The organism is Flavobacterium sp. B330r, assembly GCF_056824325.1.
Genome location: NZ_CP124860.1, coordinates 2,741,839 through 2,765,426, shown reverse-complemented (window position 1 = coordinate 2,765,426; position 23,588 = coordinate 2,741,839). Strand labels below are relative to the sequence as shown.

Below are 23,588 nucleotides of genomic sequence, written 5' to 3'. Positions count from 1 at the left end.
TAGTAATTAAAACATTAATTTTACCAATACATTAATATTTTAACAATTCTTTCCTTGAAGATTCTGTAAAAAGAACACTTCTTTTCGTATCAAATGCTGAAATATGTGTAATGTTTTGCTGTTCTGAATTCCAATCTACCAAAATCGTATTTGAAATTTCAAGTGTTTTAAACTTATCTACATCCTTAATTCTGGAATAACAGACCAAAACATCATCAGCTTCGACTTCTTTGGATAAAAAAGTTATTGCTTTTGATTGTCCATTTACTTTTATCAGAAAGTGTTCTGATAAATATTTTTTTAATAATTCAACATCTGCCGGAGTTTCTTTGCTTGTACCAACAAATGTCTTTTTGTGATACTTTTTCTCCATTGCATTATTCAAATCATCAATAAAAATGCGGGAAGTAATTTGCAGCATTTTCTTTTCTGCCGCATAATTTACCTGAAAAACACCAACATAAAATTTATGAAAAGCAAATGCCGAAGACAATACAAACAAAACTCCCAGCAAAGGGAAAACTAACTTTTTTTTCATTTTTGAGTAGCCTCAGCTTTCTTAAATTCTTTATTCTTATTAATCATAAAATCCATTAACTGAAACTTCTGATCCGGATTTACCAAGTCTTTAGAATGCGGATCGTTTGAGCAATACATTAAGAAAAGCTCTACTTCGTCATCTTTCAGATTAAGCGTTTTAGAATAAAAATCTTTTGTAAAATTATCTTTAGCGTATTCTACAAAAGCAATATCTGTAACTTCTTCCTCTCTTACTTCGTCTTTTTTACTCAAAAGTTTTTTGACATCTTTAAATATTCGAACAAAATCAGTTCCGTACTTTATAGTCTGATCAGAAAGCATTGCATTGTTTTTTGCAGTAGACTGTTGATCGTCTTCAAACTGCATATCTACATATTTCTGCGAACCGCCTTGTAACGCTTTTACTTTTAATTCTTTATGAACAACAACTTCTTTAAGCTGATTATTAACTAAATCTAATTTTACTTTTAAAAGGATCTCAGCACAATCTTTTTCGGTTAAAACTATTTTTTTTGATTGAAATGTAAGGCCTGAGAATAATAAAGTATCTTTTGGCTGTGCAACAATATCAAATAAACCGCCAGAACCAATAAATGTCCTAACATTAGCATTAATATTCATTACATAACCACTTTCTATGGCTAAAAAATCATTTATAACCTGACCGTGTAATGGTTTCCTGAAACCGTTTTGTCCTAATACAATTTGACAAAATAAGCATACAACGAGTACTCCTAATTTATTTTTCATTTTCGAGAATTGTTAGATATTTTCTTGCTAGATCTGTGATTAAAAACATACTCATTGTTTTGTTTTTGATATTCAAAGATACAGCAAAATCAGCATCATCCACACAAAATAATTGAAATCCTTTAATATCATCAACTGGAATTTTCAATCTATCTGTATAATAATTCTCCTCAAAAAGGTATTCCAATTTTCTAAAAAGCGCTTCTTTTTTCTCTACATTAACCTCTTTTTTCAGCATCGAAGTTCGTCCCGAAATCGCATTTAACAACTTATCTACAGAAGTCGAATTTGCAGTATAAAGTTTTCGTTCTGCAGGCGTATATTTTTTTTGCCCGTACGGAATAATTCCTAAATTCTCAGCCGTTATATTCGCATTTTCATTGACAATCACTTCTTTTAACTCCACTTCCTTAGCCGTCATTTTTATAACCAAAGAACTAACAGTCAAATCTTCTGCCGATATTCTTCGCTTAACAGGCTCTAAGTTTACAGCAGAAAAAACCAAAACGTCTCCTTCATGCACTGCAATCGAAAAATTACCATCAGAATCTGAAACCGTAGCAGCTTGTGTAGCATTATTTATAATATTAACACCTTCAATCGAGGTCGACTGTTCTTGCACTCTTCCCACTAATAACTTCAAATCTGTTTTTTGCCCAAAACCAACCTGAACAAAAAAAAGAAAAACAATAATCGATATAATCTTATTTACCCTCACCAGCAATCATTTCTTTATATTTTACAGCCAATTCTCCTAAAAGAAATTCTGTAGAAGTTTTATTTTTAGAGTTCAATATCACCGTAAACTTATCATTTTCTATCGCATAATATTCAAATCCCTTTACATAATCTGCCGGAATTTTTAATCGGTCAATAAAATGATCCAGACTAAACATGTTTTCTAGAAGCCTTATGAAAAATTCCTTTTTCTCAACCGCAACTTCTTTCTTAAGCATAGCTGTTCTTCCTGAAAAGAAATTCAGCAACGGATCTGCAGAAATAGAACCGCCGGCCATTGATCCCGCATTTGCAGTAGCATTTAACGCAGTCGCCGTCTGCAATTTACGTTCTGCTGCAGTATATTTCTTTTGCCCCATAGGAATTATCCCCAAACTTTCGGCATTAATATTATCATACCGTTTTACCACAACCTCTTGCAATTGATACATAATCATAGTAAGATTAACGGCAAAATTAAGATTTGAAAAATCTTCTTGTTTCAGCATCACTCTTTTTTCTTTAAAACTTATTGAAGAAAAAACCAGAACATCAGTTGGTTTTGCTAAGATTGAAAAAGATCCAGACGCATTTGTTGTTACTGTTTCTTCTGTTTGCGCATTGATCACATAAATACCTTCCAAATCTAAAGTGCTCGAAACCACTTTTCCATTCAAAACGGAACGATCTTCACTTTGAGACCAACAAACCTGGCCCGCGACCACAATTAAAAAACAAGTAATTTTCTGAAACAAAATAAAATAAATTAGAAATATTCTTAAAACGGTAAAAATATCTCAAGTCCTTCCAAATTTAATACTAATGACTTCGTAAAAATATGTTAATTAAACCATTAAAAACTTAGACAAAAACAGAGTTTTTAATATCTTTAACAAACAAAATTTGAGTCTAAAAAATCATGAAAAGCGTTATTATTGCAAGCACCTCTACTTTACACGGAGGCAACTACTTAGAATATATTTTACCTACTTTAAAAACACATTTTAAAAACTGTAAAACCATCTTATTTATTCCGTATGCGCGTCCTGGCGGAATTTCGCATGATGAGTATACCCAAAAAGCTGCGGAAGCTTTTGCGAGCATCAACATTGATGTTAAAGGAATTCATGAATTTGAAAATCCGCAAGATGCTGTAAAAAATGCGGAAGGAATTTTCACAGGTGGAGGCAACACGTTTTTACTGGTTACCCAGCTTTATAAAAATAATATTATGCAGTTACTTTCTGAAACTGTAAAAAATGGAACGCCTTATTTAGGATCAAGCGCAGGAAGCAATATTTGCGGTTTGTCAATGCAAACTACGAATGACATGCCTATTATTTATCCTCCAAGCTTTCAGACTTTAGGATTAATTCCATTCAACTTAAACCCGCATTATCTGGATGCCGATTTGCAATCTAAACACATGGGAGAAACTCGCGAAACAAGAATTAAAGAATTTCATGCATTCAATTCGATTCCGGTTTTGGGCTTAAGAGAAGGAAGCTGGCTTGAAGTAAAAGGCGAAAAAATTACTTTGAAAGGTTCTTTATCTGCGAGATTGTTTAGACAAAATCAAGAAGCGCAAGAATTAGAACCAGAAAGCGACTTAAGCGATTTAAAGTAAAATCCAATTTTAAAATTCCAAATTCCAAAATTAAGTCAACATAAGGAATACAGAATTGGAATTTGGACCCGAGCGATAGTGAACAGGCGAAGCAATTTTAAAAATATTTGGAATTTAGGCTTAGTCTAAAAACAAAAAAGCCTCAAACAATGTTTGAGGCTTTTGAAGAGCGAAAGACGAGGCTCGAACTCGCGACAACCAGCTTGGAAGGCTGGAGCTCTACCAACTGAGCTACTTTCGCATTAACCGGGTGCAAATTTAAAAATTTTAATTTTAAAAACAAATAAAAATCAAAAATTTTATTTTCACAAAAACAAAACTAATAAGTTTGTTTTCTAGAGCGAAAGACGAGGCTCGAACTCGCGACAACCAGCTTGGAAGGCTGGAGCTCTACCAACTGAGCTACTTTCGCATTGGTTGTGCAAATATAGAAAGAAAGTTCAGTTAAAAACAAGCTTTTCGGCAAAAAAAATTAATAAAAAACAACAATTATTTATAACTGATTTAAAATTAAAAAGTTATAAATGCAATATTTTTAAAAAAAATCATGATCACAATTAAAGAAATTACGTCAAAAGAAACTTTCGCTGTTCGCCAACCTGTATTAAGAAAAGGAAAACCTATCGAAAGTTGCGTGTTTGAAGGCGATGATTTAGAGTCTACTCATCATTTTGGTTTATTTGAGGATAAAGATTTAATAGGAATTATTTCATTATTTGACAAAATCAACACTATATTTGCCGCACAAAATCAGGCGCAAATTCGTGGGATGGCGGTTTTAGACACCCATCAGAAAAAGGGATTTGGAGAAGCTTTGGTAAAACATTGTGAAACCTATTGCAATGAAAATCAAGTGGATCTGATTTGGTTCAATGCAAGAACAGCCGCCGTAGGCTTTTATCAAAAAATGAACTACCAAACAGTAGGAGAATCGTTTGATATTAAAGATGTTGGCGAACATTATTTGATGTTTAAAAAATTATAATATGAAAAAAATCTACTTTTTAGTAGTAATATGTATTCTTGTGGGCTGCAAAAAAGAGCGCCCCGAAATCACACCCATTGTCAAAAAAAAGGTGCCAGCAATTATACTTACTGATGAGAGAAAAGTTGAAATAGATACTGCAACGATAAATGTTTTTAAAAGCGAAACGTTGAAACAATTCTATATTGCATCTGAAAACCAAACGGTTTGGGGAAATCTTAAAAAGAGAGCTTTTGTTTTATTACAATTAGAAAAATCTGAAGAACTAGGCTTAGAGCCAGAAGATTACAAAATATCTCAGCTTAAAAAATTTGAAAGCAAAGTGACTACACTTAGCGATAAAGATTTGGCCGCTTATGACATTTTACTGACTTATAATTTTGAGAAATATCTAAATCATATATATAAAGGAAAGCTAGACCCTAAAAAATTATATACCAATTGGGATTTGGACGCGAAGGAATTTGATGTAAATTCTGTTTTAATTAAAGGATTCAACAAAAACAAATTGGACAGCGTTGTTGAAAACATTCAGCCTAAAACACAAATTTACAAAGAGTTGCTAAAAGCACTTGAAATCATAAACACTTTTCCAGATGACCATGTAAAAACGATTGAAGCTGCTGATAAAATCGTTTTAAACGATACTAATCCTGCTTTAATAAACATCAAAAAAAGGCTTTTGTATTGGAACGATATGTCAGGAAAAGACAGCCTTACAACAATTTACAATCAAAAAACTTTTGAAGCCGTTAAAAGATTTCAAGAAAGACATGGCTTAGCTTCTGACGGCGTTATCGGAGTAGGAACTATCCGCGCTTTAAACTATTCTAAAGAAAGCAGAAAAAAACAGATAATTGCCAATTTGGAGCGCTGGAGATGGTATCCGTCAGAATTGGCTGAAAATTATTTCATTATTAATATTCCCGATTACAGCTTAAACGTTGTTGAAAGTCAGGACACGACTTTGGTTCGAAATGTTGTGGTAGGAACTAGTAAAAGAAGAACACCTATTATTACTTCGTTTTTAAAAACGGTTGTTTTTAATCCAACTTGGACTGTTCCTCCAACGATCTTAAAAGAAGATGTCGTTCCAGCAATGAAAAGAAACCGAAATTATCTAGCCAATAAAAATATTACGATTTATGATACTTCTGGAAAGGTAGTTTCTCCAATGGCATGGAATGAAAACAAACCTAATAATTATCGTTACGTACAAAGCCCTGGTTCTGATAATTCGTTGGGATTAATGAAAATTTTGTTCCCAAACCATCACAGTGTTTACCTGCATGATACCAATCACCGTGGTATTTTTGGACGTAATAATCGTTCTATGAGTTCTGGATGTGTGCGTGTTGAAAATCCATTAGAACTAGCACAACACATATTAGATGTTGATGGAAACTGGCCTCAAGACAGAATCGACACAATTATTGCAAGCAAAACAACGATGAGCTTTAAGATTACCAAAAAATATGCTTTATATCAATGGTATTGGACGGCATGGAGCAAAAAAAATCAGCTCATTTTCAGAGCTGATATTTATGATTTAGATTCGGATTTATATGATCAATTAAGAAATTAACCTCTCCTCCATCGAAAAGCTTCTAGATGGATGATAGATATATAAACACGATTTGTCTTTTATTAATTGAATAATTTCATTTGTCAATTCAACCGGAACTGCAGGACAGCCTTGACTTCTGCCTAATCTTTTATGATCTCTGATGAAAGATTCAGATACATAGTCTGCACCGTGCATTACAACACCTCTTTCGCGAGCATTGTCGTTTACGCCATTTTCTAGGCCATCTAAACGAAGTGAAGCACCATGTTTTCCTTGATAGATTTCGCCAGTTGCATAAAATCCTAAACTACTTTTAAATGAAGAATTAAGATTTGAAAATGCTGAAGCAAATTCTTCACCCGTATTTCTTCCGTGAGCTACAAGCGAATTAAACAAAATGGTATTGCTAGTCAAATCAATCACCCACAAACGTTTGGAGTTTGATGACAAACTAAAATCAATCAGTGTTAAGATATTTTTCTTAATCACTCCTTTTTCTTTCAACAAATAAAATCCTTTTAAAGCTTCCGAGAAAGTTTTAAGTTCGGGCATTTTAAAGTTGTTTGAATTTAATGAATTATAAACGCTCTCGATTTTAGAATCTACTGTAACTTTTTCGACTTTAGCAATCGCTTTTACAGTGGCATTTTTTTTAAGGTCGGGTGTGCTTTTTGAATCTTTTCCAAAAGACAACAGCAAAAACACAAATAGCGGATAAATTTTGTAAATCATTGAATTTCTTTAGGTTAAACAAAAAATTTGGGTATCGCAAAAATATAAAAAAATCACGCCTTGCAAAATATAAGCCTGATTTTCAGGCCTTTTTTACTTAAACTTTAACATTATTAACATAAAAATGCTTTTTCTGTAAGATTTTGCCTTACAGAAAAAATCACAACATTTTGGCCTATTTCTTAAAAAAAATGAAACAAAAATGGAAATCTTGAAACAAAAACTGTAACAAGTAGAAGAAAAGAGAGTCTATTTGTACTATAAAAAAATACATTTGCATTTTATTTCGCATCAAAAAACCAATGAAAAAAATCCTATTCTTCTGTTTTCTAATATGCTCTGTATGGAGTTATGGCCAGAAAAAATCAATTCAGGCACAAGTAACTTCGCACACTATTTCTATTGATGGAAAACTAGATGAACCTGCTTGGGAAAATGTACCAGTTGCTACAGACTTTATCATGCTGGAGCCAGACAATGGAAAAGCTATTCCGCATGAAAAACGTACAGAAGTAAAAGTCCTATATAATAATGACGCCATTTATATTGCCGCAATGATGTACGATGATGAGCCTTCTAAAATTTTAAAGGAAATCTCTCAGCGTGATAATTTTGGAACGGCAGATCTATTTGGTGTTTTTATAAACGGCTTCAATGACGGACAACAGGACTTTATGTTTTACGTTTCTGCGGCCGATGTTCAAGGCGATTGTATCATGACCGATGCAAATGGTGAAGATTATTCTTGGGATGCGGTTTGGATCAGTAAAGCCGCTATGGCAGAAAATGGATGGGTGGTTGAGATGAAGATTCCGTACTCGGCGTTGCGTTTTTCAGGAGAAAACAAACAAATCTGGGGAATCAATTTCTTTAGAGAAATTAAACGTGACCGTTATAAATATACTTGGAATTTTGTCGACAGAAAGATTGGCACTTTTACACAACAGGCTGGAACATTGGAAGGAATTGAAAACATCAAACCTCCTACTCGATTGTTCTTTATGCCTTATGCATCGTATTATTTAAATGCTGCTGAGGGGCAAAAAACATACGGAACAATTAAAGGCGGAATGGATATCAAATACGGTATAACAGATGCTTTTACAGTTGATGCTATTTTAATTCCAGATTTTGGACAGACAAAATATGACGATCAGATCTTAAATCTTGGCCCTTTTGAACAACAGTTTAACGAAAATAGAGCATTCTTTACAGAAGGAACAGATCTATTTAGTAAAGGAAATATTTTCTATTCTAGAAGAATTGGTGGCACTCCATCGATCGACCCGACATTAAATGAAAATGAAGAAATTACCGAATTGCCGGCCGCAGTAAATTTAGTTAACGCTTTAAAATTATCAGGAAGAACAAAAAACGGACTTGGAATTGGGGTTTTAAATGCTGTTACAGAAAAAACTTTTGCCACCATAAAAAATACCGAAAATGGCGAAACAAGACAAGTAATTGTAGAACCACTTACCAATTATAATGTATTGGTTTTGGATCAGCGTTTTAGAAAAAACTCATCGGTTACTTTTATTAATACCAATGTAACTCGAAATGGCCATACTAGAGATGCAAATGTTACTGGTCTGGCTTGGGATTTAAATACAAAAGCAAATACTTATAGCTTATTTGGAAACGTAAAATACAGTCACATTAATGATCTTCAAGATAAAAATGGCTTTTATTCTACTGTAAGTTTAGCCGAAACCAGTGGAAATTACAGATACAGCATTGGTTCTGATTTTGTTACTAAAGATTATGATCCGAATGATTTGGGTATTAATTTCTATACCAATTATTACAACTTTTACGGAAATGCCAATTATAGAATTCTAAATCCAACTAAACGTTTTAATACATTTAGAATCAATTATAATATGTATACCGAATTTAACAAAGAATCTGGAAAACTGCAGGACAATAGTGTTAATGCGAACTTAAATTTAACTACCGTAAAAAATAATTACTACGGAACCGGAATCACTTTTTATCCTATAGAAATTAATGATTATTACGAACCGCGTGCGGACAACAGGTATGTAACAATTCCTCGAAAAATAGAAACTTGGGGAAGCATTTCAACCAATTACAACCATAAATTTGCGATTGATCTAAACGGAACACTGAATGTGTTTGATGACTCTGAACGCATTACATACGGCTTTGATATTGGCCCGAGATATCGTTTCAGTGATAAACTTTTACTGACTTATTTCTTTAGTTATTTAAGAAAAAACAACAATAAAGGCTACATCGATCAGATTGATGCCGACGATAATGATGCCACTCCAAATGATATCATTTTTGCCAACCGAAACGTCATTACGTATTCTAATACTTTAGGAGGAAAATATGCCATAAACAGCGCCATGACTATAAATCTGGCCGTTCGTCAATATTGGTCTTATGCAGACAATAAAGATATTCTGACTTTAGAATCAAACGGAAATCTTAGTCCGTATCCACAATATACTGATAACAAAAATTCAAGTTTCTATTCTTGGAATGCCGATTTATCTTATTCTTGGTGGTTTGCACCTGGAAGTCAGCTTTCGGCCCTATATCGAAATAATGCAGCTAATTTTGAACGAGTTATTGATAAAGATTACAGACACAATGTGGCAGGATTATTAAATAATGATGCCCTAAAACATATCTTTTCTATAAGTGTCAAATACTTTATTGACTACAATGCCGTCAAAAATAAAGTCAGAAAAAGAGCTTAGCGTGAATTAATTTTAAAAAATAAAGGCTTCTTTAATTAAATCAATATTTTTTTTTATAGTTCATTTTATTAAATATAAATGTAACATTCCTCAGGTTTCAAACTTTAGAAATGCCTTATATTTGTAGAAAACAAAAATGTAATGAACAAGAAAGTTATCCTTATGATTTTAGATGGTTGGGGAAAATCTCCTGACCCTAAAGTATCTGCAATAGACAATGCAAATGTTCCTTTTATAAACAGTCTATACAAAAATTACCCAAGCGCTCAACTTAGAACTGACGGATTAAATGTTGGTCTTCCAGAAGGACAAATGGGAAATAGCGAAGTTGGACACATGAATCTTGGTGCTGGAAGAATTGTATACCAAGATTTAGCCAAAATAAATTTAGCTGTAGAACACAAAACTTTAGCAAAAGAGCAAGTTTTAATTGATGCTTTTACTTACGCTAAAGACAACAATAAAAAAGTACACTTTTTAGGATTAGTTTCAGATGGTGGTGTTCACTCACATACTTCACACCTTCGCGGATTAATCGATGCTTCTCAAGAATACGGTTTAGATCAGGTTTACATTCACGCTTTTACAGACGGACGTGACGTTGACCCTAAATCGGGAGGAAAATACATTCATGATTTAGAAGAATATATTAAAGATACCCCAGTAAAAATTGCTTCTATTATTGGGCGTTATTATGCAATGGACCGTGATAAACGTTGGGAACGTGTAAAATTAGCTTACGATTTAGTGGTAAATGGCGTTGGAACTCCATCAACGAACGCTGTTGCAAGTGTTTTGGACAGCTATTCAAAAGACGTAACAGACGAATTTATCGAACCAGTTGTTATTGTTGATGAAAATGCAAAACCTCTTGCTACAATTGTTGAAGGCGATGTTGTGATCTTCTTTAACTTTAGAACAGATAGAGGACGTGAACTTACTGAAGCACTTTCTCAGCAAGATTTCCACGAGCAAAACATGCACAAACTAAACCTATATTATGTAACATTGACCAACTACGACGAAACGTACCAAAACGTAAAAGTAGTTTACAATAAAGATAATATCACTGAAACACTTGGTGAGGTTTTAGAAAAAGCAGGCAAAAAACAAATCAGAATTGCGGAGACTGAGAAATATCCTCACGTAACATTCTTCTTTTCTGGTGGTAGAGAAATTCCTTTTGAAGGTGAATCAAGAATCTTAAGAAACTCTCCAAAAGTAGCAACTTATGATTTGAAACCAGAAATGAGCGCTTACGAATTGGCTGATGCTCTTGTTCCGGAATTGAACAAAGGCGAAGTTGATTTCGTTTGTTTAAACTTCGCAAATGGCGATATGGTTGGGCACACAGGAATTATGGAAGCTGCAATTAAAGCTTGTGAAGCTGTTGACGCTTGCGCGAAAAAAGTTATCGATGCTGCTCTTGCAAATGATTACACAACAATCGTAATTGCCGATCACGGAAACTGCGAAACCATGATTAATCCTGATGGTTCTCCAAATACTGCTCACACAACAAATCCAGTGCCGATTATTTTAGTTGACAAACAATTAAAAAGCATTCAAGACGGTGTGTTAGGCGATATCGCTCCAACAATTTTAGAATTAATGGGAGTTCAGCAGCCAAATGCAATGACTTGTCATTCATTATTGTAGAAAATTTAAAACCATATAAGTTATATAAGTTCATTAAATAGAACTTAAAAAAATCTCGCAAAGACGCTAAGTCGCAAAGAATATTAAACTTTGCGTCTCTGCGACTTTGCGAGAACTATTTTATACATACTCTTATTGTCATCCTGAGCGAAGTCGAAGACTTATGGAAACTTAAATGGGCTTCGACTTCGCTTAGCCTGACAACCCAATATTTGGAAATGTTTTTTATCAAACAATAAAATAATGATAAATCTGCTCCACTCCATAAATAATAAGCCCAATAACACCACCAACCAAAGTTCCGTTGATTCTGATATATTGAAGATCTTTTCCTATTTCCAATTCTAATTTTTCAGAAACCTCTTTTCCGTCCCAGCTTTTTACGGTTGACGAAATCAAATCTCCAATTACTTTTTTGTTATTTAAAAGAACCGATAACAAATCATTTTTTATAAAACTGTTGATTTTATCAATCATAACAGGATCTTCCTTAATTCCGTTTCCAAAAGTTTGAATTAAATTTGAAATGCTATTTTTTATGGAAGAATCATCGCCTTTGTTCAAATCGTTTGTAATAGACAATTTTATTTCATCCCAAATTCCGTTGATGTAATCTTGAACCTCTTTTTTTCCAACAAAACCCAAAATCATATCATTGATTTTAATTCTCATTTCTTCGGAGTTTTTTACTTTCTCCAAAAAATTAAAAATATATTCGTCAATTTTTAAACGAACGGCACTTTCAGGCTTTTTAGCTTCATTTAAAAAATCCTGCAAACCATTAAAAACACCTTCTGTGATGCTTTTATCTGCCAATCCGAAACTTAAAAGCGGAGTCGAAGCTTTTACTTTTTGCCTAATTAAATCTTTATTATTTGTCAACTCGGCACTCATAACTCCGAGAAGGTTCGTTAGCATTTGATTTTTTAATTCTCCTTTTTGCAAAGGTTCCAAAGCAACAGCAACCCAATTTCCGAAATTAATTCCTTCTATTTTTTCTTTAAATTGAACCTGAATAAATCTTTTGACATCTTCGTCTTTTATTGTTCGTAAAATTCCGGGAATAATATTTACGGCAACAACATTTGCTATTTTATGGGCATTTTCTTCGTTTGAAATCCAATCTGATGCTTTAACAGCAAAATTAAATTCGTCCAATTTAACCTCCATTTTTTCGCGATTCAGAAATTCTTCAGAAACAAAATTTCCAAGGTTTTCTCCTATTTCATTTTTCTTGGTCGGAATAATCGCCGTGTGCCAAATCGGGATTCCCATAGGATGCCGAAAAAGTGCCACAACCGCAAACCAATCGGCAATTCCGCCAACCATTGCCGCCTCACTAAAAGCCTGAAGTATTGGAATTTTAAAATAAATGGCAATTATAAAAAGAAGCACCGCAAAACCCAAAAGCGACAAAGCTGTTGCTTTCATTTTCTTTAATGCTTTTACTTTAGCTATATCTTGATCAGTTGAAATTTCCATAATTATAAACATTTGCACTACTAATTTATGGCTTTTTTCTGAAAGCCTCACGAGTTATTAGCCACGAATTCACGAATTATATCAAAACTTCACCTTTAAATTCTTTATTAATGAAGTTTGTGAAATTCGATTTCAAAGATTTTTATTTGAGATAATTTGTGAATTCGTGGCGAAAAAAAATTACATAAAAAATGAGATAAAAATTGTACTTTTGCGAACTGAAAAATGGAAAAAATATGATTATCCAAAAAACTAGAGAGGAAATCGAATTGATGCGCGAAAGTGCTTTAATCGTATCAAAAACATTAGGAATGATTGCTTCTGAAATTAAAGAAGGAGTAACTACATTATATCTTGACAAATTAGCCGAAGAATTTATTCGCGATCATGGCGCAGTTCCAAGTTTCCTTGGATTGTATGATTTCCCGAATTCGCTTTGCATGAGTCCAAACGCTCAAGTTGTTCACGGTATTCCTAATAATACACCTCTTAAAAATGGTGACGTTATTTCGGTTGACTGTGGCGCATTCAAAAATGGTTTCCACGGAGACCACGCTTACAGTTTCGAAATTGGAGAAGTTGCACCGGAAGTTAAAAAACTTTTGCGCGTAACTAAAGAATCTCTTTACGTTGGAATTAGAGAATTTAAAGCCGGAAATCGTGTAGAAGATGTTGGAAATGCGATTCAAAAATATACTGAAGCTCACGGTTACGGAGTAGTTCGTGAATTGGTTGGACATGGTGTTGGGCAAAAAATGCACGAAGAACCAGAAATGCCAAATTACGGAAAACGCGGACGCGGAAAGCTTTTTGTAGAAGGAATGGTTGTAGCAATCGAACCTATGATCAACATGGGAACTAGAAACATCAAACAACTTAAAGATGGCTGGACAATCTTGACTGCAGACGGAAAACCTAGTGCACATTTTGAGCACGATGTAGCTTTAATTGATGGAAAACCTGAGTTACTGTCAACTTTCAAATACATCTACAAAGCCCTTGGAATTGAGAGCAACGAAGAAGATGAATTTAGACAAGTTCCTTTGGTATTATAACACAAATTTCACAAATTAACACGAAATAATATTTTGTCGAGATTTCACTGAAATGAAAGAATGAAGAATGAGTGAATTATATTTAAAAGAGGAATCCTATAAAATTATTGGGATTTGTATGGAAGTCCATAAAATTCTAGGAAAAGGACATAATGAAAAGGTTTATGGTGATGCTTTAGAATATGAATTTAAACGAAATGAAATTCCTTATAATCGAGAATTAAGATATAATATCGCTTATAAAGACATTATATTGCCGAGTTACTATTTTGCAGATTTTGTGATTTTCGATGAAATTATTTTAGAACTTAAAGCAATTACATCATTAACAACAAGCGAGATAAAACAAACATTAAATTATTTGGCTGCATCAAAAAACAAACTTGGTTTATTAGTCAATTTTGGAGAAGACAGCCTTAAATACAAAAGAATAATATTATAACCCAAATCAAAGTTCGTGAAATTTCACCACAACGATAATTAGTGTCAATTTGTGAAATTCGTGTTCAAATTTATTTAACTGTGAAAAAACTTTTCAAATTAGTTTTAAATACAATCCCGCGTCCTTTATTAATTCGTTTGAGTTATGTGGCGCGTCCAATTTTAGCTTTCTCTTTAAAAGGAGATAAATTTACAGATCCGATTGACGGAAAAAGCTTTAAATCGTTTTTGCCTTACGGATACGGAAAACAGCGTAATAATGTGCTTTCGCCAAGTACGCTTTCTTTAGAAAGACACCGTTTACTTTGGCTGTATTTAAACGATCAGACTGATTTTTTTACAGCACCAAAAAAAGTATTGCATTTTGCTCCAGAACAAGCTTTTTACAAAAGATTTCGCAAGCAGAAAAACTTAGATTACACGACAACTGACTTACTTTCGCCATTGGCCGATGTAAAAGCAGATATCTGTAATTTGCCTTTTAAGGATAACGAATATGACGTTATTTTATGCAATCACGTTTTAGAGCACATTCCAGACGACACAAAAGCAATGCAGGAACTATACCGTGTTTTAAAACCTGGCGGAATGGCAATTTTACAGATTCCTCAGGATTTATCTCGCGAAGTTACATTTGCTGATGATTCGATTACAGACCAGAAAGAACGCGCAAAAATCTTCGGACAATACGATCACGTACGTGTTTACGGACGCGATTATTTCGATAAATTAAGAAGCATTGGATTTATTGTTATCGAAGAAGATTATACAAATAAAATTGCACCAGAATTGGTTGAGAAATACTGTTTAGCCAAAGGCGAAATTATTCCGCTTTGCTTTAAACAGGAAAACTAATTTTTCACCATATAAGTTCATTTAATAAAGAGTTTTCAAAATATTTAGATTTGAAAACTCTTTATTTTTTTGCCCAAATCCCAAATACAAGCCTAACCAAATCCCTAAATCTTGGAACCTACAAAATCATTTCAGTTCTGTTTTGACATCAGTTTGGAAAAAAATCTGAATGTCTATATACCAACCGCGTACATTGTTGAGAATACTAGCGAAATCAAATACTTAGATAAAAAAGCAAGTCCAGATGTGCTTGAAAGTTTCGGAATCATTTTTGACAATTTAGATTCCAATTCAAAAAGAATATTAACCGCTTGCGACTCTCTTAAACCTGAATTTATTTTTAAAAAATTCGGCGCAAAAATCAAATCGGCTAAAACAATTGCTGATTTACAGAAAGATTCGAAAATTGAATTTGCCATTCGCCAGCATTTAAAATTCAATTTAAGTTCGTTTTACGATTTAATTGTAAAAGAACAATTTCCTTTATCTTTAAACCTTGGCCCAGAAAAAGATTTTTATCGTTCTCGAATCAGCATTGAGCCTCTTGATTTTGAACCTCAGATTCAATTTGACAAACATGCCGAAGGAATCACTTATACGCTATCTTTAAAAGAAAATGAAACTATTTTTCCTCCAATGGACAGCAAAGTTGATATTCTTTTAGATGAACCAGGCTGGCTGATTATCAATAAAAAATTAGGACAGTTAAAAGAGCTTAATTCAAAAAAAATAATGCCTTTTTTAAAGAAAAAATCTATTGAAATTCCATCCAAATTAGTTGATGATTATTTCAAGAGTTTTATTCCGCAGATTGCAAAGAAAATAGATATTGAAGCAACTGGTTTTGAGATCGAGCTTCGTGATAAAATCATTTCGTGCACAATCCAGCCTATTCATGATTTCTTCAAAAACTGTTATTATCTCAATCTTTATTTTGATTATAACGGCTATTCATTTGACGGAAGTAAAGCTAAAAAATCACATTCTTTTGTAGATTTCAGCGTTGCTAACGAACCTAAAATAATTCAGTTTAAAAGAAATCCTGACGAAAATTTATATATCGATAAATTAAATGAAATTGGTTTAACCAAAATCAAAAATGAATTATTTGGATTAAATTCAGAAACTGAAAATACAGATCCATACACCAACATTCAACTAATTATCAATCATAAAGAAGAACTGAAACGTTTAGGTTTTACCATTGAAAATCTAAAGCTGGAAAGCAAAGAAATCATTACAGAAAACCATACCATTTCTGCTTCAAAAGAAACAACTGGTGATTGGTTTGACATTAGAATAATAATTACCGTTGGAAATTATAAAATCAATTTCAGCGAAATTATTCCGAATATAAAAAGCAAAGAAAGACTTTTTGCATTGCCTGACGGAAACTACTTTTTAATTCCGCTAGAATGGTTTAGCAAATACGGTTCTTTGGCAAAATTAGCTAAAACAGAAAATGGTATTTTACTTTTACGAAAAAGCAATTTTACTGCTTTGGACGGAATTTCAGAAATTGATAATGATTTAGATCAAATTCATCAAGCCGAATTTACAGCTTCAGACTTGATAAAAGCAACTTTAAGACCGTATCAAGTTGATGGAGTAAAATGGCTTTTAGGACATTTCAATTCCAATATGGGCGCGTGTTTGGCTGATGATATGGGACTTGGAAAGACGTTGCAAACTTTATCTGTTTTAGTTTCTGTACAAGAACAATTAGGTTTTACAACCAAAACCACCAATTTTGATTTGTTTGCCAACGAAACTACGATCGAAAGAGAACCGCTTAAAGCTTTGATCGTTCTACCTTCTTCGCTGGTTTTTAACTGGTTTAATGAAGCAGGAAAGTTTACGCCTCACTTTTCGAAAATGCAATATGTGGGGAATGATCGAAAATCTTTAGCAAGTAGAATCAATTCAACCGATTTGATTTTTACAAGTTACAGCATCATTCACCGAGATATTTCTATTTTAGAAAAATACGATTTCCGTTATTTGATTTTGGACGAAAGCCAGTACATCAAAAACAAAAATTCTAAAATTTTTAAAGCCATAAATAAAATCAGTACGGGGCATAAAATTGCTTTGAGCGGAACGCCGATCGAAAATTCGCTTGACGATTTATGGTCACAAATGCAATTTATCAATCCGGAGATTTTAGGAAGCTACGCTTTCTTTATGGAGAATTTTAAAAATCCGATTGAGAAAAAACAGAATGAAGAAGTTTTAGCAGAATTAAAAAACTTGATTCAGCCTTATATTTTGCGACGAACTAAAGAACAGGTTTTAAAAGATTTACCAGAATTAACAGAACAGATCTATTACTGTGATATGGATCCTGAACAGGAAAAATTATACGAAAAAGAAAAATCTAAAGCTCGTAATTTCCTTCTTAAAACCGACGGATCTCCAGACAAAATTAGCATTATCAATACTTTGATGAAATTACGCCAGTTGAGTAATCACCCAAAAATGGTCGATGCAGATTCTGAAATTGATTCTGGGAAATATATTGCGGTAACCAATTATTTGGAAAGTTTAGTAAAAGGAAAACAGAAAGCCATTATTTTTAGTTCGTTTGTTACCAATTTAAGTTTTTATACCGATTGGTGTAAAGAAAACAAAATTGATTTTTGCGAAATTACAGGTGAAACGCCTGCCGATAAAAGAGAACAGCAAGTAAAATTATTTCAGGAAAAAGAAAACCCGTTGTTATTCTTTATTTCGCTAAAAGCGGGAGGGGTAGGCTTGAATATCACCAAAGCTTCTTATGTATTGTTCTTGGATCCTTGGTGGAATCCTTTCGCAGAAAAACAAGGCGTTGGACGTGCGCATAGAATTGGACAAATGAATAAAGTAAACGTGATTCGTTTTATTTCTAAAAACACCGTTGAGGAAAAAATCATCAAACTCCAAGAAAACAAAAAACTATTATCTGATTCCCTTTTAGAAGAAAGCTATATTAATGATGAGATTGAAGGTAACTTAGAATATATTTTGGGTTCATAATCGTTAAATCCAATAGAATGGCATCTTTTTCGTTATATAAAATTGTTATATTTACAATCTTACAATGTTTTAAGATGCCAAAATTTTTATATACAAGCTTTATTTTTCTTTTTATTTTCACTTTAGCGAAAGCTCAAGAAAAAGAAACCGACCCACCGTATAATATTAAAACGGTTTCGTTTATCCAGAATGGCAGCAATGTCCCTCCTATTTTCGAATTAGGCTCTGCATTTACCTTTCAATTTGATGATTTATTTGGTAACGAAGCCAATTATTACTTTGAAGTTATTCATTGCGATTACAATTGGTTTCCAACAAATATTCCGAAAACAGACTATGTTCTTGGCATGGATAATCAGAGAATAACCGATTTTTCGAATTCGTTTAATACACTACAGGTTTATACACATTACAGACTTTCTTTTCCGAATCAGTTTACACAGCTTCTGAAACTTTCGGGTAATTATATGCTACGAATTCTGAATGAAGACAAAGAAGTTATTTTCTCTAGAAAATTCATTTTGTATGAAAACCATTGTACAGTGGGAGTTCAAGTAAAAAGAAGCCGCAACCTCAGCAATATTGATTACAAACAGAATCTTGATTTTGCCATTTTATCTAATGATATTGTTTTTCAAACTCCACTACAAAATGTAAAAGTGCTTTTACTTCAAAATGGCAATTTTCATACCGAGATAAAAAACATTGTTCCTCAATATACAATTGGTAATCAGCTGGTTTATAAATATGATAAAGAAACCCAATTTTGGGGCGGAAATGAGTTTTTGTATTTTGAAAACAAAGACATTAGAGCAGCCAATAATAATGTTGCCAAAATAGGTTCTAACAACGATATTTACAATGCGTTTTTGTACACCAATGCTGCAAGAGGAAATCAGATTTATACGAATTATGAAGATGTAAACGGAAATTTTGTAGTTAAGAACATCAATGGTTCTAACAACGACATTGAAGCCGATTATGCTTGGGTTTATTTCACTCTTTCTGCTCCCGCTTTTAGAATGAACAAAGACATTTATATTACTGGAATGTTCAACAATTACAGCCTTTCACCAGAATATAAAATGGACTATAATACTGATAAAGGAGTTTTTGAAAAAGCTATTATGATCAAACAAGGTTTTACTAATTTTCAGTATACCGTTGCAGATAAAAAAGGGGTTATTGACTTTGAAAATGCTATTGACGGAAACTTTTATCAGACTGAAAACGAGTACACCGTGCTAGTTTATTACAAAGAGGCAACAGACCGTTATCAGCGTGTAATCGGAAAGGGAAATGCAAACTCTATCAATATAGTCAATTAAAACAATGTTAAGGTTTTAGTTTAAACGATTTTTTTTCGTAGCTTTGCCTCTATAACACTCACATATATACGGCGTTAGTATGGTTTCTCAAATTACACGAGGCATAAAAATATCTGTTTTGACTAGTTTTGAAGGTACGTACTTCAAAAACTACAAGATTCATTTTGCTTTTAGCTACGTAGTTACCATCGAAAATCACAGTAAAGATTCTGTACAATTAACTTCTCGTCATTGGGAAATTTTTGACTCTTTAAATGATTTAGAAGTTGTAGATGGTGAAGGTGTAATTGGTAAAAAACCAGTTCTAAAACCTGGCGAAAACCACACTTACAGCTCTGGCTGCCTATTATCGTCTCCTTATGGCGCAATGAAAGGTCATTTCAATATGATCAATTTTACTACTACAAAAACATTCAAAGTAATTGTTCCTACTTTTAGAATGTGCGCTCCTTTTGCATTAAATTAAGATATAGTTTACATCTATAGCTTTTATCGTTATCTTAATCATAAAATTGTCAATTTATTAATTTATCCTTTGTACTTTTGTGCAGCGTTAGATTATTCGTAACAAAACAAATCGTCTAACTTTAAATTGTCTAATTCACAAATTTTAAATAACATGCTTAAAGGATTTTTTCATGTACCAAAAGCGGTAAACGAGCCTGTAAAGAGCTACGCACCAAACTCACCAGAAAAAGCTGCTGTTCAGGCTGCTTATACCACAATGTGGAATTCTCAAATTGACGTTCCTTTATATATTGGAAACGAAGAAATTAGAACTGGAAATACAAGAAACATTACAGCTCCACACAACCACAAACACGTTGTTGGGAAATACCATTTAGCTGAAAAACAACATATTGAAAAAGCAATTGCTAATGCACTTGAAGCAAGAAAAGCATGGGCTAACATGGCATGGGAACAACGTGCTGCTATTTTCTTAAAAGCTGCAGAACTTATCGCAGGACCATACAGAGCTCGTATTAACGCTGCTACAATGATTGGTCAATCTAAAAATATTCACCAAGCAGAAATTGATGCATCTTGCGAATTAATCGACTTTTTACGTTATAATGTTGAGTTTATGACTCAAATCTACAACGATCAGCCAAAATCAGACTCTACTGTTTGGAACCGTGTAGAATACAGACCATTAGAAGGTTTTGTTTACGCTATTACTCCTTTTAACTTTACTGCTATCGCTGCAAATCTTCCTGCAAGTGCTGCTATGATGGGGAACGTTGTGGTTTGGAAACCAAGTGATAGCCAAGTATTCTCTGCAAAAGTTATCATCGATGTTTTCAAAGAAGCTGGAGTTCCAGACGGAGTTATCAATGTAGTTTTCGGAGATGCTTTAATGATTACAGATACTGTTTTAGCTAGCCGTGATTTTGCTGGAGTACACTTTACAGGATCAACTCATGTATTTAAAGATATTTGGGCTAAAATTGGTGCAAACATCAACAATTACAAAACGTATCCAAGAATCGTTGGTGAAACTGGAGGTAAAGATTTTATCATTGCTCACCCAAGTGCAAACGTAAAACAAGTAGCTACAGGAATTACTCGTGGAGCTTTCGAATTCCAAGGACAAAAATGTTCTGCAGCTTCTAGAGCTTATGTTCCGCAAAGTTTATGGCCAGCCGTAAAAGAGCAATTAATTACTGATGTGAAATCTATGAAAATGGGTTCTCCAGAAGATTTTGGAAACTTCATTACAGCAGTTATTCACGAAGGTTCTTTTGACAAATTAGCTAGCTATATTGACCAAGCAAAAAAAGATGCTGACGCTGAAATTATCGTTGGAGGAAATTACGATAAATCTGTAGGATACTTTATTGAGCCAACAGTTATTGTAACTACAAATCCTAAATATACTACAATGGAAACTGAGTTGTTTGGACCAGTTATCACGATTTATGTTTACGAAGATGCTAAATGGGAAGAAACTCTTGAATTAGTAGATACTACTTCTGAGTATGCTTTAACTGGAGCTGTTTTCAGCCAAGATCGTTATGCAATTGAAGTAGCAACTACTAAATTACAAAACTCAGCTGGTAACTTCTATATTAATGACAAACCAACTGGAGCTGTTGTAGGTATGCAGCCATTTGGTGGAGCAAGAGCTTCTGGAACTAACGATAAAGCAGGTTCTGCATTGAACTTATTGCGTTGGGCTTCTCCAAGAACTATCAAAGAAACTTTTGTAACTCCAGAAGATTACAGATATCCATTCTTAGGTTAATCTGATTATAGAATTCAAATTATAGAATTATATAAAGGCTTAAACTTCATTTTGAAGTTTAAGCCTTTATTTTTTAATTAAAGAATCTAAGCATTTACTTTTCCCGCAAATAAATCGCCAATTCCTTTATCATAAATATATCATTTCCTACATTAAAATAATTTGACAAATATTTTTTTGTAATACTTTTCTTATTTATTTGTAAATCAACACTTTAAAGAATTTAAATGCCTTATTTTAATACTTTAAAAGCTTTTTGTTCCAGTCAAAAAAAAATCATCCTTATAAATTTGCCTCAATCTTAAATGATATTAAAAGATTTAATACAATAAACAATATAAGAATGAGAAATCTAAACAATGTTCCTAAGATTATTATGGAATCAAAAAGTATTGGACATCCAATAGATTACAAATGGACAAAAAGGAAAATAAACGAACTTTTAGATCCTTCAGAAGAAAATATTAACCTTGAAGACACTCTAATGCAAATTAATCACAAGGGATCAATTGGTTTAACTGCTGCATTGCTAGAATGGATTTATTGGCGTTTTACAGGGTACACTCAAGCAACAACCGATACACAGAAACGTATTGAAGCACTTTGGTGTTCCATTAATAATCGCGAACAAACAAACCCTTTATTATTTGATACAGATTTTGAAATATCTGCTTCAGGTTCAGTAAATGGCGCATTATGGATTGCTTTAATGAATGTTAGAATGATTGATGTGAGATACAGAAAAGGTTCTTACTTTTTACAAAGCGAACTTATTGGCCTGATTCTTCTTGCACGTCATATTACTCCTAAAAAGAAAAAATTTGACAAGTGGTTTAGTCAGTCCATTATAAATTTAATTCACTCTCATCCTAATCCATACAAAAACGATGAATTAGATCAAAGCGATGAAGCTGTTTACGATTCTTCAAACGAACCTATAATTTCTAGAGAGTTTTTCTTTGATTCAGAATTCCAATACACCATTGAAGCTTCTGAAAACTCAATTCATAATTTCATTGATAATTTAAATATAAAAGCAAATCCTTTCTTAGATTTTTCTAAAAAAGCATCTTAGTTAGGCCTATTAATTCAAAAACCGGAAAGAAATTCTTTCCGGTTTTTTATATCAAATTAAGGCTTAAATTTTAAAGGAAGATGAACCACTTTTTTTGTTTCAAAAAATTCATCCTCGAATATTTCGGCTAAGTCATACAAAGTCGTGTTCGGAAAATCTTTTAATTCTTCGGCTAAATCTCCACCCTTTAAATATAAAATTCCATTTTTTAATTTGTGCTTGTGTTGCTTTTTGATTTTATCTTTTATCCAAGAAACAAAATCTGGCATATTGGTTACCGCACGGCTAACAATAAAATCGAAATCACCTTTTACCAATTCGGCACGCTTTTGTTCCGCTTTCACGTTCTTTAATTCTAACGCATCTACAACTCCCTGCACTACTTTTATTTTTTTTGCAATCACATCAATCAAATAAAAACGAGTTTCAGGAAAAAGAATCGCTAACGGAATCCCCGGAAAACCACCTCCAGTACCAACATCTAAAACTGTCGCTCCAGGTTCAAATTTCATAATCTTAGCAATTCCTAACGAATGCAAAATATGTTTTGTGTATAAAGAATCAATGTCTTTGCGCGAAATAACATTGATTTTTTCATTCCAATCGTGATATAATAAGTCTAATTTTTGAAACTGTTCGATTTGAAGATCGGTCAAATTGGGAAAATATTTCAATATCTCATCCATTGCTGTAAATTTTTAACAAAAGTACTACTTTACGATTGAAATATTTAACTCAATTTTGCAAATTGAGAATTTATAATAATTACCTTTGAAACCTATT

General features: G+C 33.0%; 20 protein-coding genes and 2 tRNA genes. 13 read left to right on the top strand and 9 right to left on the bottom strand.

What is annotated here, in order from left to right; translation table 11 throughout:
• Positions 1–31 precede the first annotated feature (31 nt).
• From QLQ95_RS12395 to QLQ95_RS12380, 4 genes are all read right to left on the bottom strand, one after another.
• Positions 32–538, bottom strand: coding sequence for a DUF6702 family protein (locus QLQ95_RS12395; RefSeq protein WP_095928560.1), 507 nt, complete (start codon positions 536–538; stop codon positions 32–34).
• Complete coding sequence (bamP, locus tag QLQ95_RS12390) at positions 535–1,290, bottom strand: BamP family beta-barrel-assembly machinery protein (RefSeq protein WP_095928559.1); 756 nt, start codon at positions 1,288–1,290, stop codon at positions 535–537. The genes QLQ95_RS12395 and bamP overlap by 4 nt, the downstream gene beginning before the upstream one ends.
• Positions 1,280–1,933: a carboxypeptidase-like regulatory domain-containing protein gene (locus tag QLQ95_RS12385; protein ID WP_320492793.1), complete on the bottom strand. Its 654-nt coding sequence runs from the start codon at positions 1,931–1,933 to the stop codon at positions 1,280–1,282. Before QLQ95_RS12385 ends, bamP begins: the two co-directional genes overlap by 11 nt.
• A 61-nt stretch (positions 1,934–1,994) precedes the next feature.
• Positions 1,995–2,762, bottom strand: coding sequence for a carboxypeptidase-like regulatory domain-containing protein (locus QLQ95_RS12380; RefSeq protein ID WP_482503988.1), 768 nt, complete (start codon positions 2,760–2,762; stop codon positions 1,995–1,997).
• A gap of 164 nt (positions 2,763–2,926) precedes the next feature.
• Here QLQ95_RS12380 and pepE point away from each other — a divergent pair, with 164 nt between their 5' ends.
• Positions 2,927–3,634: a dipeptidase PepE gene (gene pepE, locus QLQ95_RS12375; protein ID WP_320492792.1), complete on the top strand. Its 708-nt coding sequence runs from the start codon at positions 2,927–2,929 to the stop codon at positions 3,632–3,634.
• Between the two features lie 168 nt (positions 3,635–3,802).
• Here pepE and QLQ95_RS12370 read toward each other — a convergent pair.
• Positions 3,803–3,875: transfer RNA gene (locus QLQ95_RS12370), tRNA-Gly, on the bottom strand.
• 98 nt (positions 3,876–3,973) lie between these two features.
• Positions 3,974–4,046: transfer RNA gene (locus QLQ95_RS12365), tRNA-Gly, on the bottom strand.
• Between the two features lie 135 nt (positions 4,047–4,181).
• Between QLQ95_RS12365 and QLQ95_RS12360 the strand changes: the two genes are divergently transcribed.
• The gene (locus tag QLQ95_RS12360) at positions 4,182–4,619 is read left to right on the top strand and encodes a GNAT family N-acetyltransferase (RefSeq protein WP_320492791.1); all 438 of its coding nucleotides are present in this window, start codon (positions 4,182–4,184) and stop codon (positions 4,617–4,619) included.
• Position 4,620: 1 nt separating this feature from the next.
• A complete protein-coding gene (locus QLQ95_RS12355; protein ID WP_482503986.1) occupies positions 4,621–6,204 on the top strand; it encodes a L,D-transpeptidase family protein in 1,584 nt (527 codons plus the stop codon).
• Here the strand turns inward: QLQ95_RS12355 and QLQ95_RS12350 are convergent.
• Entirely contained in the window at positions 6,193–6,918 is a 726-nt protein-coding gene (locus QLQ95_RS12350) for a murein L,D-transpeptidase catalytic domain family protein (protein WP_320492789.1), read from the bottom strand. The genes QLQ95_RS12355 and QLQ95_RS12350 overlap by 12 nt on opposite strands.
• 302 nt (positions 6,919–7,220) lie before the next feature.
• Here QLQ95_RS12350 and QLQ95_RS12345 point away from each other — a divergent pair, with 302 nt between their 5' ends.
• The gene (locus tag QLQ95_RS12345; RefSeq protein ID WP_482503984.1) at positions 7,221–9,650 is read left to right on the top strand and encodes a DUF5916 domain-containing protein; all 2,430 of its coding nucleotides are present in this window, start codon (positions 7,221–7,223) and stop codon (positions 9,648–9,650) included.
• Between the two features lie 141 nt (positions 9,651–9,791).
• Positions 9,792–11,309 (top strand): 2,3-bisphosphoglycerate-independent phosphoglycerate mutase, encoded by a 1,518-nt coding sequence (gene gpmI, locus QLQ95_RS12340; protein WP_428238960.1) that lies wholly within the window; start codon positions 9,792–9,794, stop codon positions 11,307–11,309.
• Between the two features lie 228 nt (positions 11,310–11,537).
• On the opposite strand, the gene QLQ95_RS12335 is transcribed toward gpmI, so the two are convergent.
• The gene (locus QLQ95_RS12335; protein WP_482503982.1) at positions 11,538–12,791 is read right to left on the bottom strand and encodes a DUF445 domain-containing protein; all 1,254 of its coding nucleotides are present in this window, start codon (positions 12,789–12,791) and stop codon (positions 11,538–11,540) included.
• A gap of 236 nt (positions 12,792–13,027) precedes the next feature.
• Here QLQ95_RS12335 and map point away from each other — a divergent pair, with 236 nt between their 5' ends.
• From map to QLQ95_RS12295, 8 genes are all read left to right on the top strand, one after another.
• Positions 13,028–13,846, top strand: a complete 819-nt coding sequence (map, locus tag QLQ95_RS12330; RefSeq protein ID WP_095928550.1) for a type I methionyl aminopeptidase — start codon at positions 13,028–13,030, stop codon at positions 13,844–13,846.
• A 67-nt stretch (positions 13,847–13,913) separates the two neighbouring features.
• Positions 13,914–14,288, top strand: coding sequence for a GxxExxY protein (locus QLQ95_RS12325; protein ID WP_095928549.1), 375 nt, complete (start codon positions 13,914–13,916; stop codon positions 14,286–14,288).
• A gap of 80 nt (positions 14,289–14,368) precedes the next feature.
• Positions 14,369–15,142, top strand: coding sequence for a class I SAM-dependent methyltransferase (locus tag QLQ95_RS12320; protein WP_008467221.1), 774 nt, complete (start codon positions 14,369–14,371; stop codon positions 15,140–15,142).
• A 111-nt stretch (positions 15,143–15,253) separates the two neighbouring features.
• Positions 15,254–18,157: a DEAD/DEAH box helicase gene (locus tag QLQ95_RS12315; protein ID WP_482503979.1), complete on the top strand. Its 2,904-nt coding sequence runs from the start codon at positions 15,254–15,256 to the stop codon at positions 18,155–18,157.
• 74 nt (positions 18,158–18,231) lie between these two features.
• Positions 18,232–19,485, top strand: coding sequence for a type IX secretion system plug protein (locus QLQ95_RS12310; protein WP_482503977.1), 1,254 nt, complete (start codon positions 18,232–18,234; stop codon positions 19,483–19,485).
• Between the two features lie 79 nt (positions 19,486–19,564).
• Positions 19,565–19,951 carry a Co2+/Mg2+ efflux protein ApaG gene (gene apaG / locus QLQ95_RS12305; RefSeq protein WP_008467225.1) on the top strand — a complete coding sequence of 129 codons (387 nt, stop codon included), beginning with the start codon at positions 19,565–19,567 and terminating at the stop codon, positions 19,949–19,951.
• Positions 19,952–20,104: 153 nt separating this feature from the next.
• Positions 20,105–21,730 (top strand): L-glutamate gamma-semialdehyde dehydrogenase, encoded by a 1,626-nt coding sequence (gene pruA, locus QLQ95_RS12300; protein WP_482503975.1) that lies wholly within the window; start codon positions 20,105–20,107, stop codon positions 21,728–21,730.
• 343 nt (positions 21,731–22,073) lie between these two features.
• On the top strand, positions 22,074–22,805 hold the full coding sequence (locus QLQ95_RS12295) for a hypothetical protein (RefSeq protein ID WP_320492781.1): 732 nt from the start codon (positions 22,074–22,076) through the stop codon (positions 22,803–22,805).
• A 56-nt stretch (positions 22,806–22,861) separates the two neighbouring features.
• On the opposite strand, the gene rsmG is transcribed toward QLQ95_RS12295, so the two are convergent.
• A complete protein-coding gene (rsmG, locus tag QLQ95_RS12290) occupies positions 22,862–23,491 on the bottom strand; it encodes a 16S rRNA (guanine(527)-N(7))-methyltransferase RsmG (protein ID WP_482503973.1) in 630 nt (209 codons plus the stop codon).
• Between the last annotated feature and the right edge of the window lie 97 nt (positions 23,492–23,588).

What these genes read in the sequence shown, in the direction of transcription:
- QLQ95_RS12395 (WP_095928560.1), bottom strand. Translation starts at nt 538, where the DNA reads ATGAAAAAAAAGTTAGTTTTCCCTTTGCTGGGAGTTTTGTTTGTATTG.
- bamP (WP_095928559.1), bottom strand. Translation starts at nt 1,290, where the DNA reads ATGAAAAATAAATTAGGAGTACTCGTTGTATGCTTATTTTGTCAAATT.
- pepE (WP_320492792.1), top strand. Translation starts at nt 2,927, where the DNA reads ATGAAAAGCGTTATTATTGCAAGCACCTCTACTTTACACGGAGGCAAC.
- QLQ95_RS12360 (WP_320492791.1), top strand. Translation starts at nt 4,182, where the DNA reads ATGATCACAATTAAAGAAATTACGTCAAAAGAAACTTTCGCTGTTCGC.
- QLQ95_RS12355 (WP_482503986.1), top strand. Translation starts at nt 4,621, where the DNA reads ATGAAAAAAATCTACTTTTTAGTAGTAATATGTATTCTTGTGGGCTGC.
- QLQ95_RS12350 (WP_320492789.1), bottom strand. Translation starts at nt 6,918, where the DNA reads ATGATTTACAAAATTTATCCGCTATTTGTGTTTTTGCTGTTGTCTTTT.
- QLQ95_RS12345 (WP_482503984.1), top strand. Translation starts at nt 7,221, where the DNA reads ATGAAAAAAATCCTATTCTTCTGTTTTCTAATATGCTCTGTATGGAGT.
- gpmI (WP_428238960.1), top strand. Translation starts at nt 9,792, where the DNA reads ATGAACAAGAAAGTTATCCTTATGATTTTAGATGGTTGGGGAAAATCT.
- QLQ95_RS12335 (WP_482503982.1), bottom strand. Translation starts at nt 12,791, where the DNA reads ATGGAAATTTCAACTGATCAAGATATAGCTAAAGTAAAAGCATTAAAG.
- map (WP_095928550.1), top strand. Translation starts at nt 13,028, where the DNA reads ATGATTATCCAAAAAACTAGAGAGGAAATCGAATTGATGCGCGAAAGT.
- QLQ95_RS12325 (WP_095928549.1), top strand. Translation starts at nt 13,914, where the DNA reads ATGAGTGAATTATATTTAAAAGAGGAATCCTATAAAATTATTGGGATT.
- QLQ95_RS12310 (WP_482503977.1), top strand. Translation starts at nt 18,232, where the DNA reads ATGCCAAAATTTTTATATACAAGCTTTATTTTTCTTTTTATTTTCACT.
- apaG (WP_008467225.1), top strand. Translation starts at nt 19,565, where the DNA reads ATGGTTTCTCAAATTACACGAGGCATAAAAATATCTGTTTTGACTAGT.
- pruA (WP_482503975.1), top strand. Translation starts at nt 20,105, where the DNA reads ATGCTTAAAGGATTTTTTCATGTACCAAAAGCGGTAAACGAGCCTGTA.
- QLQ95_RS12295 (WP_320492781.1), top strand. Translation starts at nt 22,074, where the DNA reads ATGAGAAATCTAAACAATGTTCCTAAGATTATTATGGAATCAAAAAGT.
- rsmG (WP_482503973.1), bottom strand. Translation starts at nt 23,491, where the DNA reads ATGGATGAGATATTGAAATATTTTCCCAATTTGACCGATCTTCAAATC.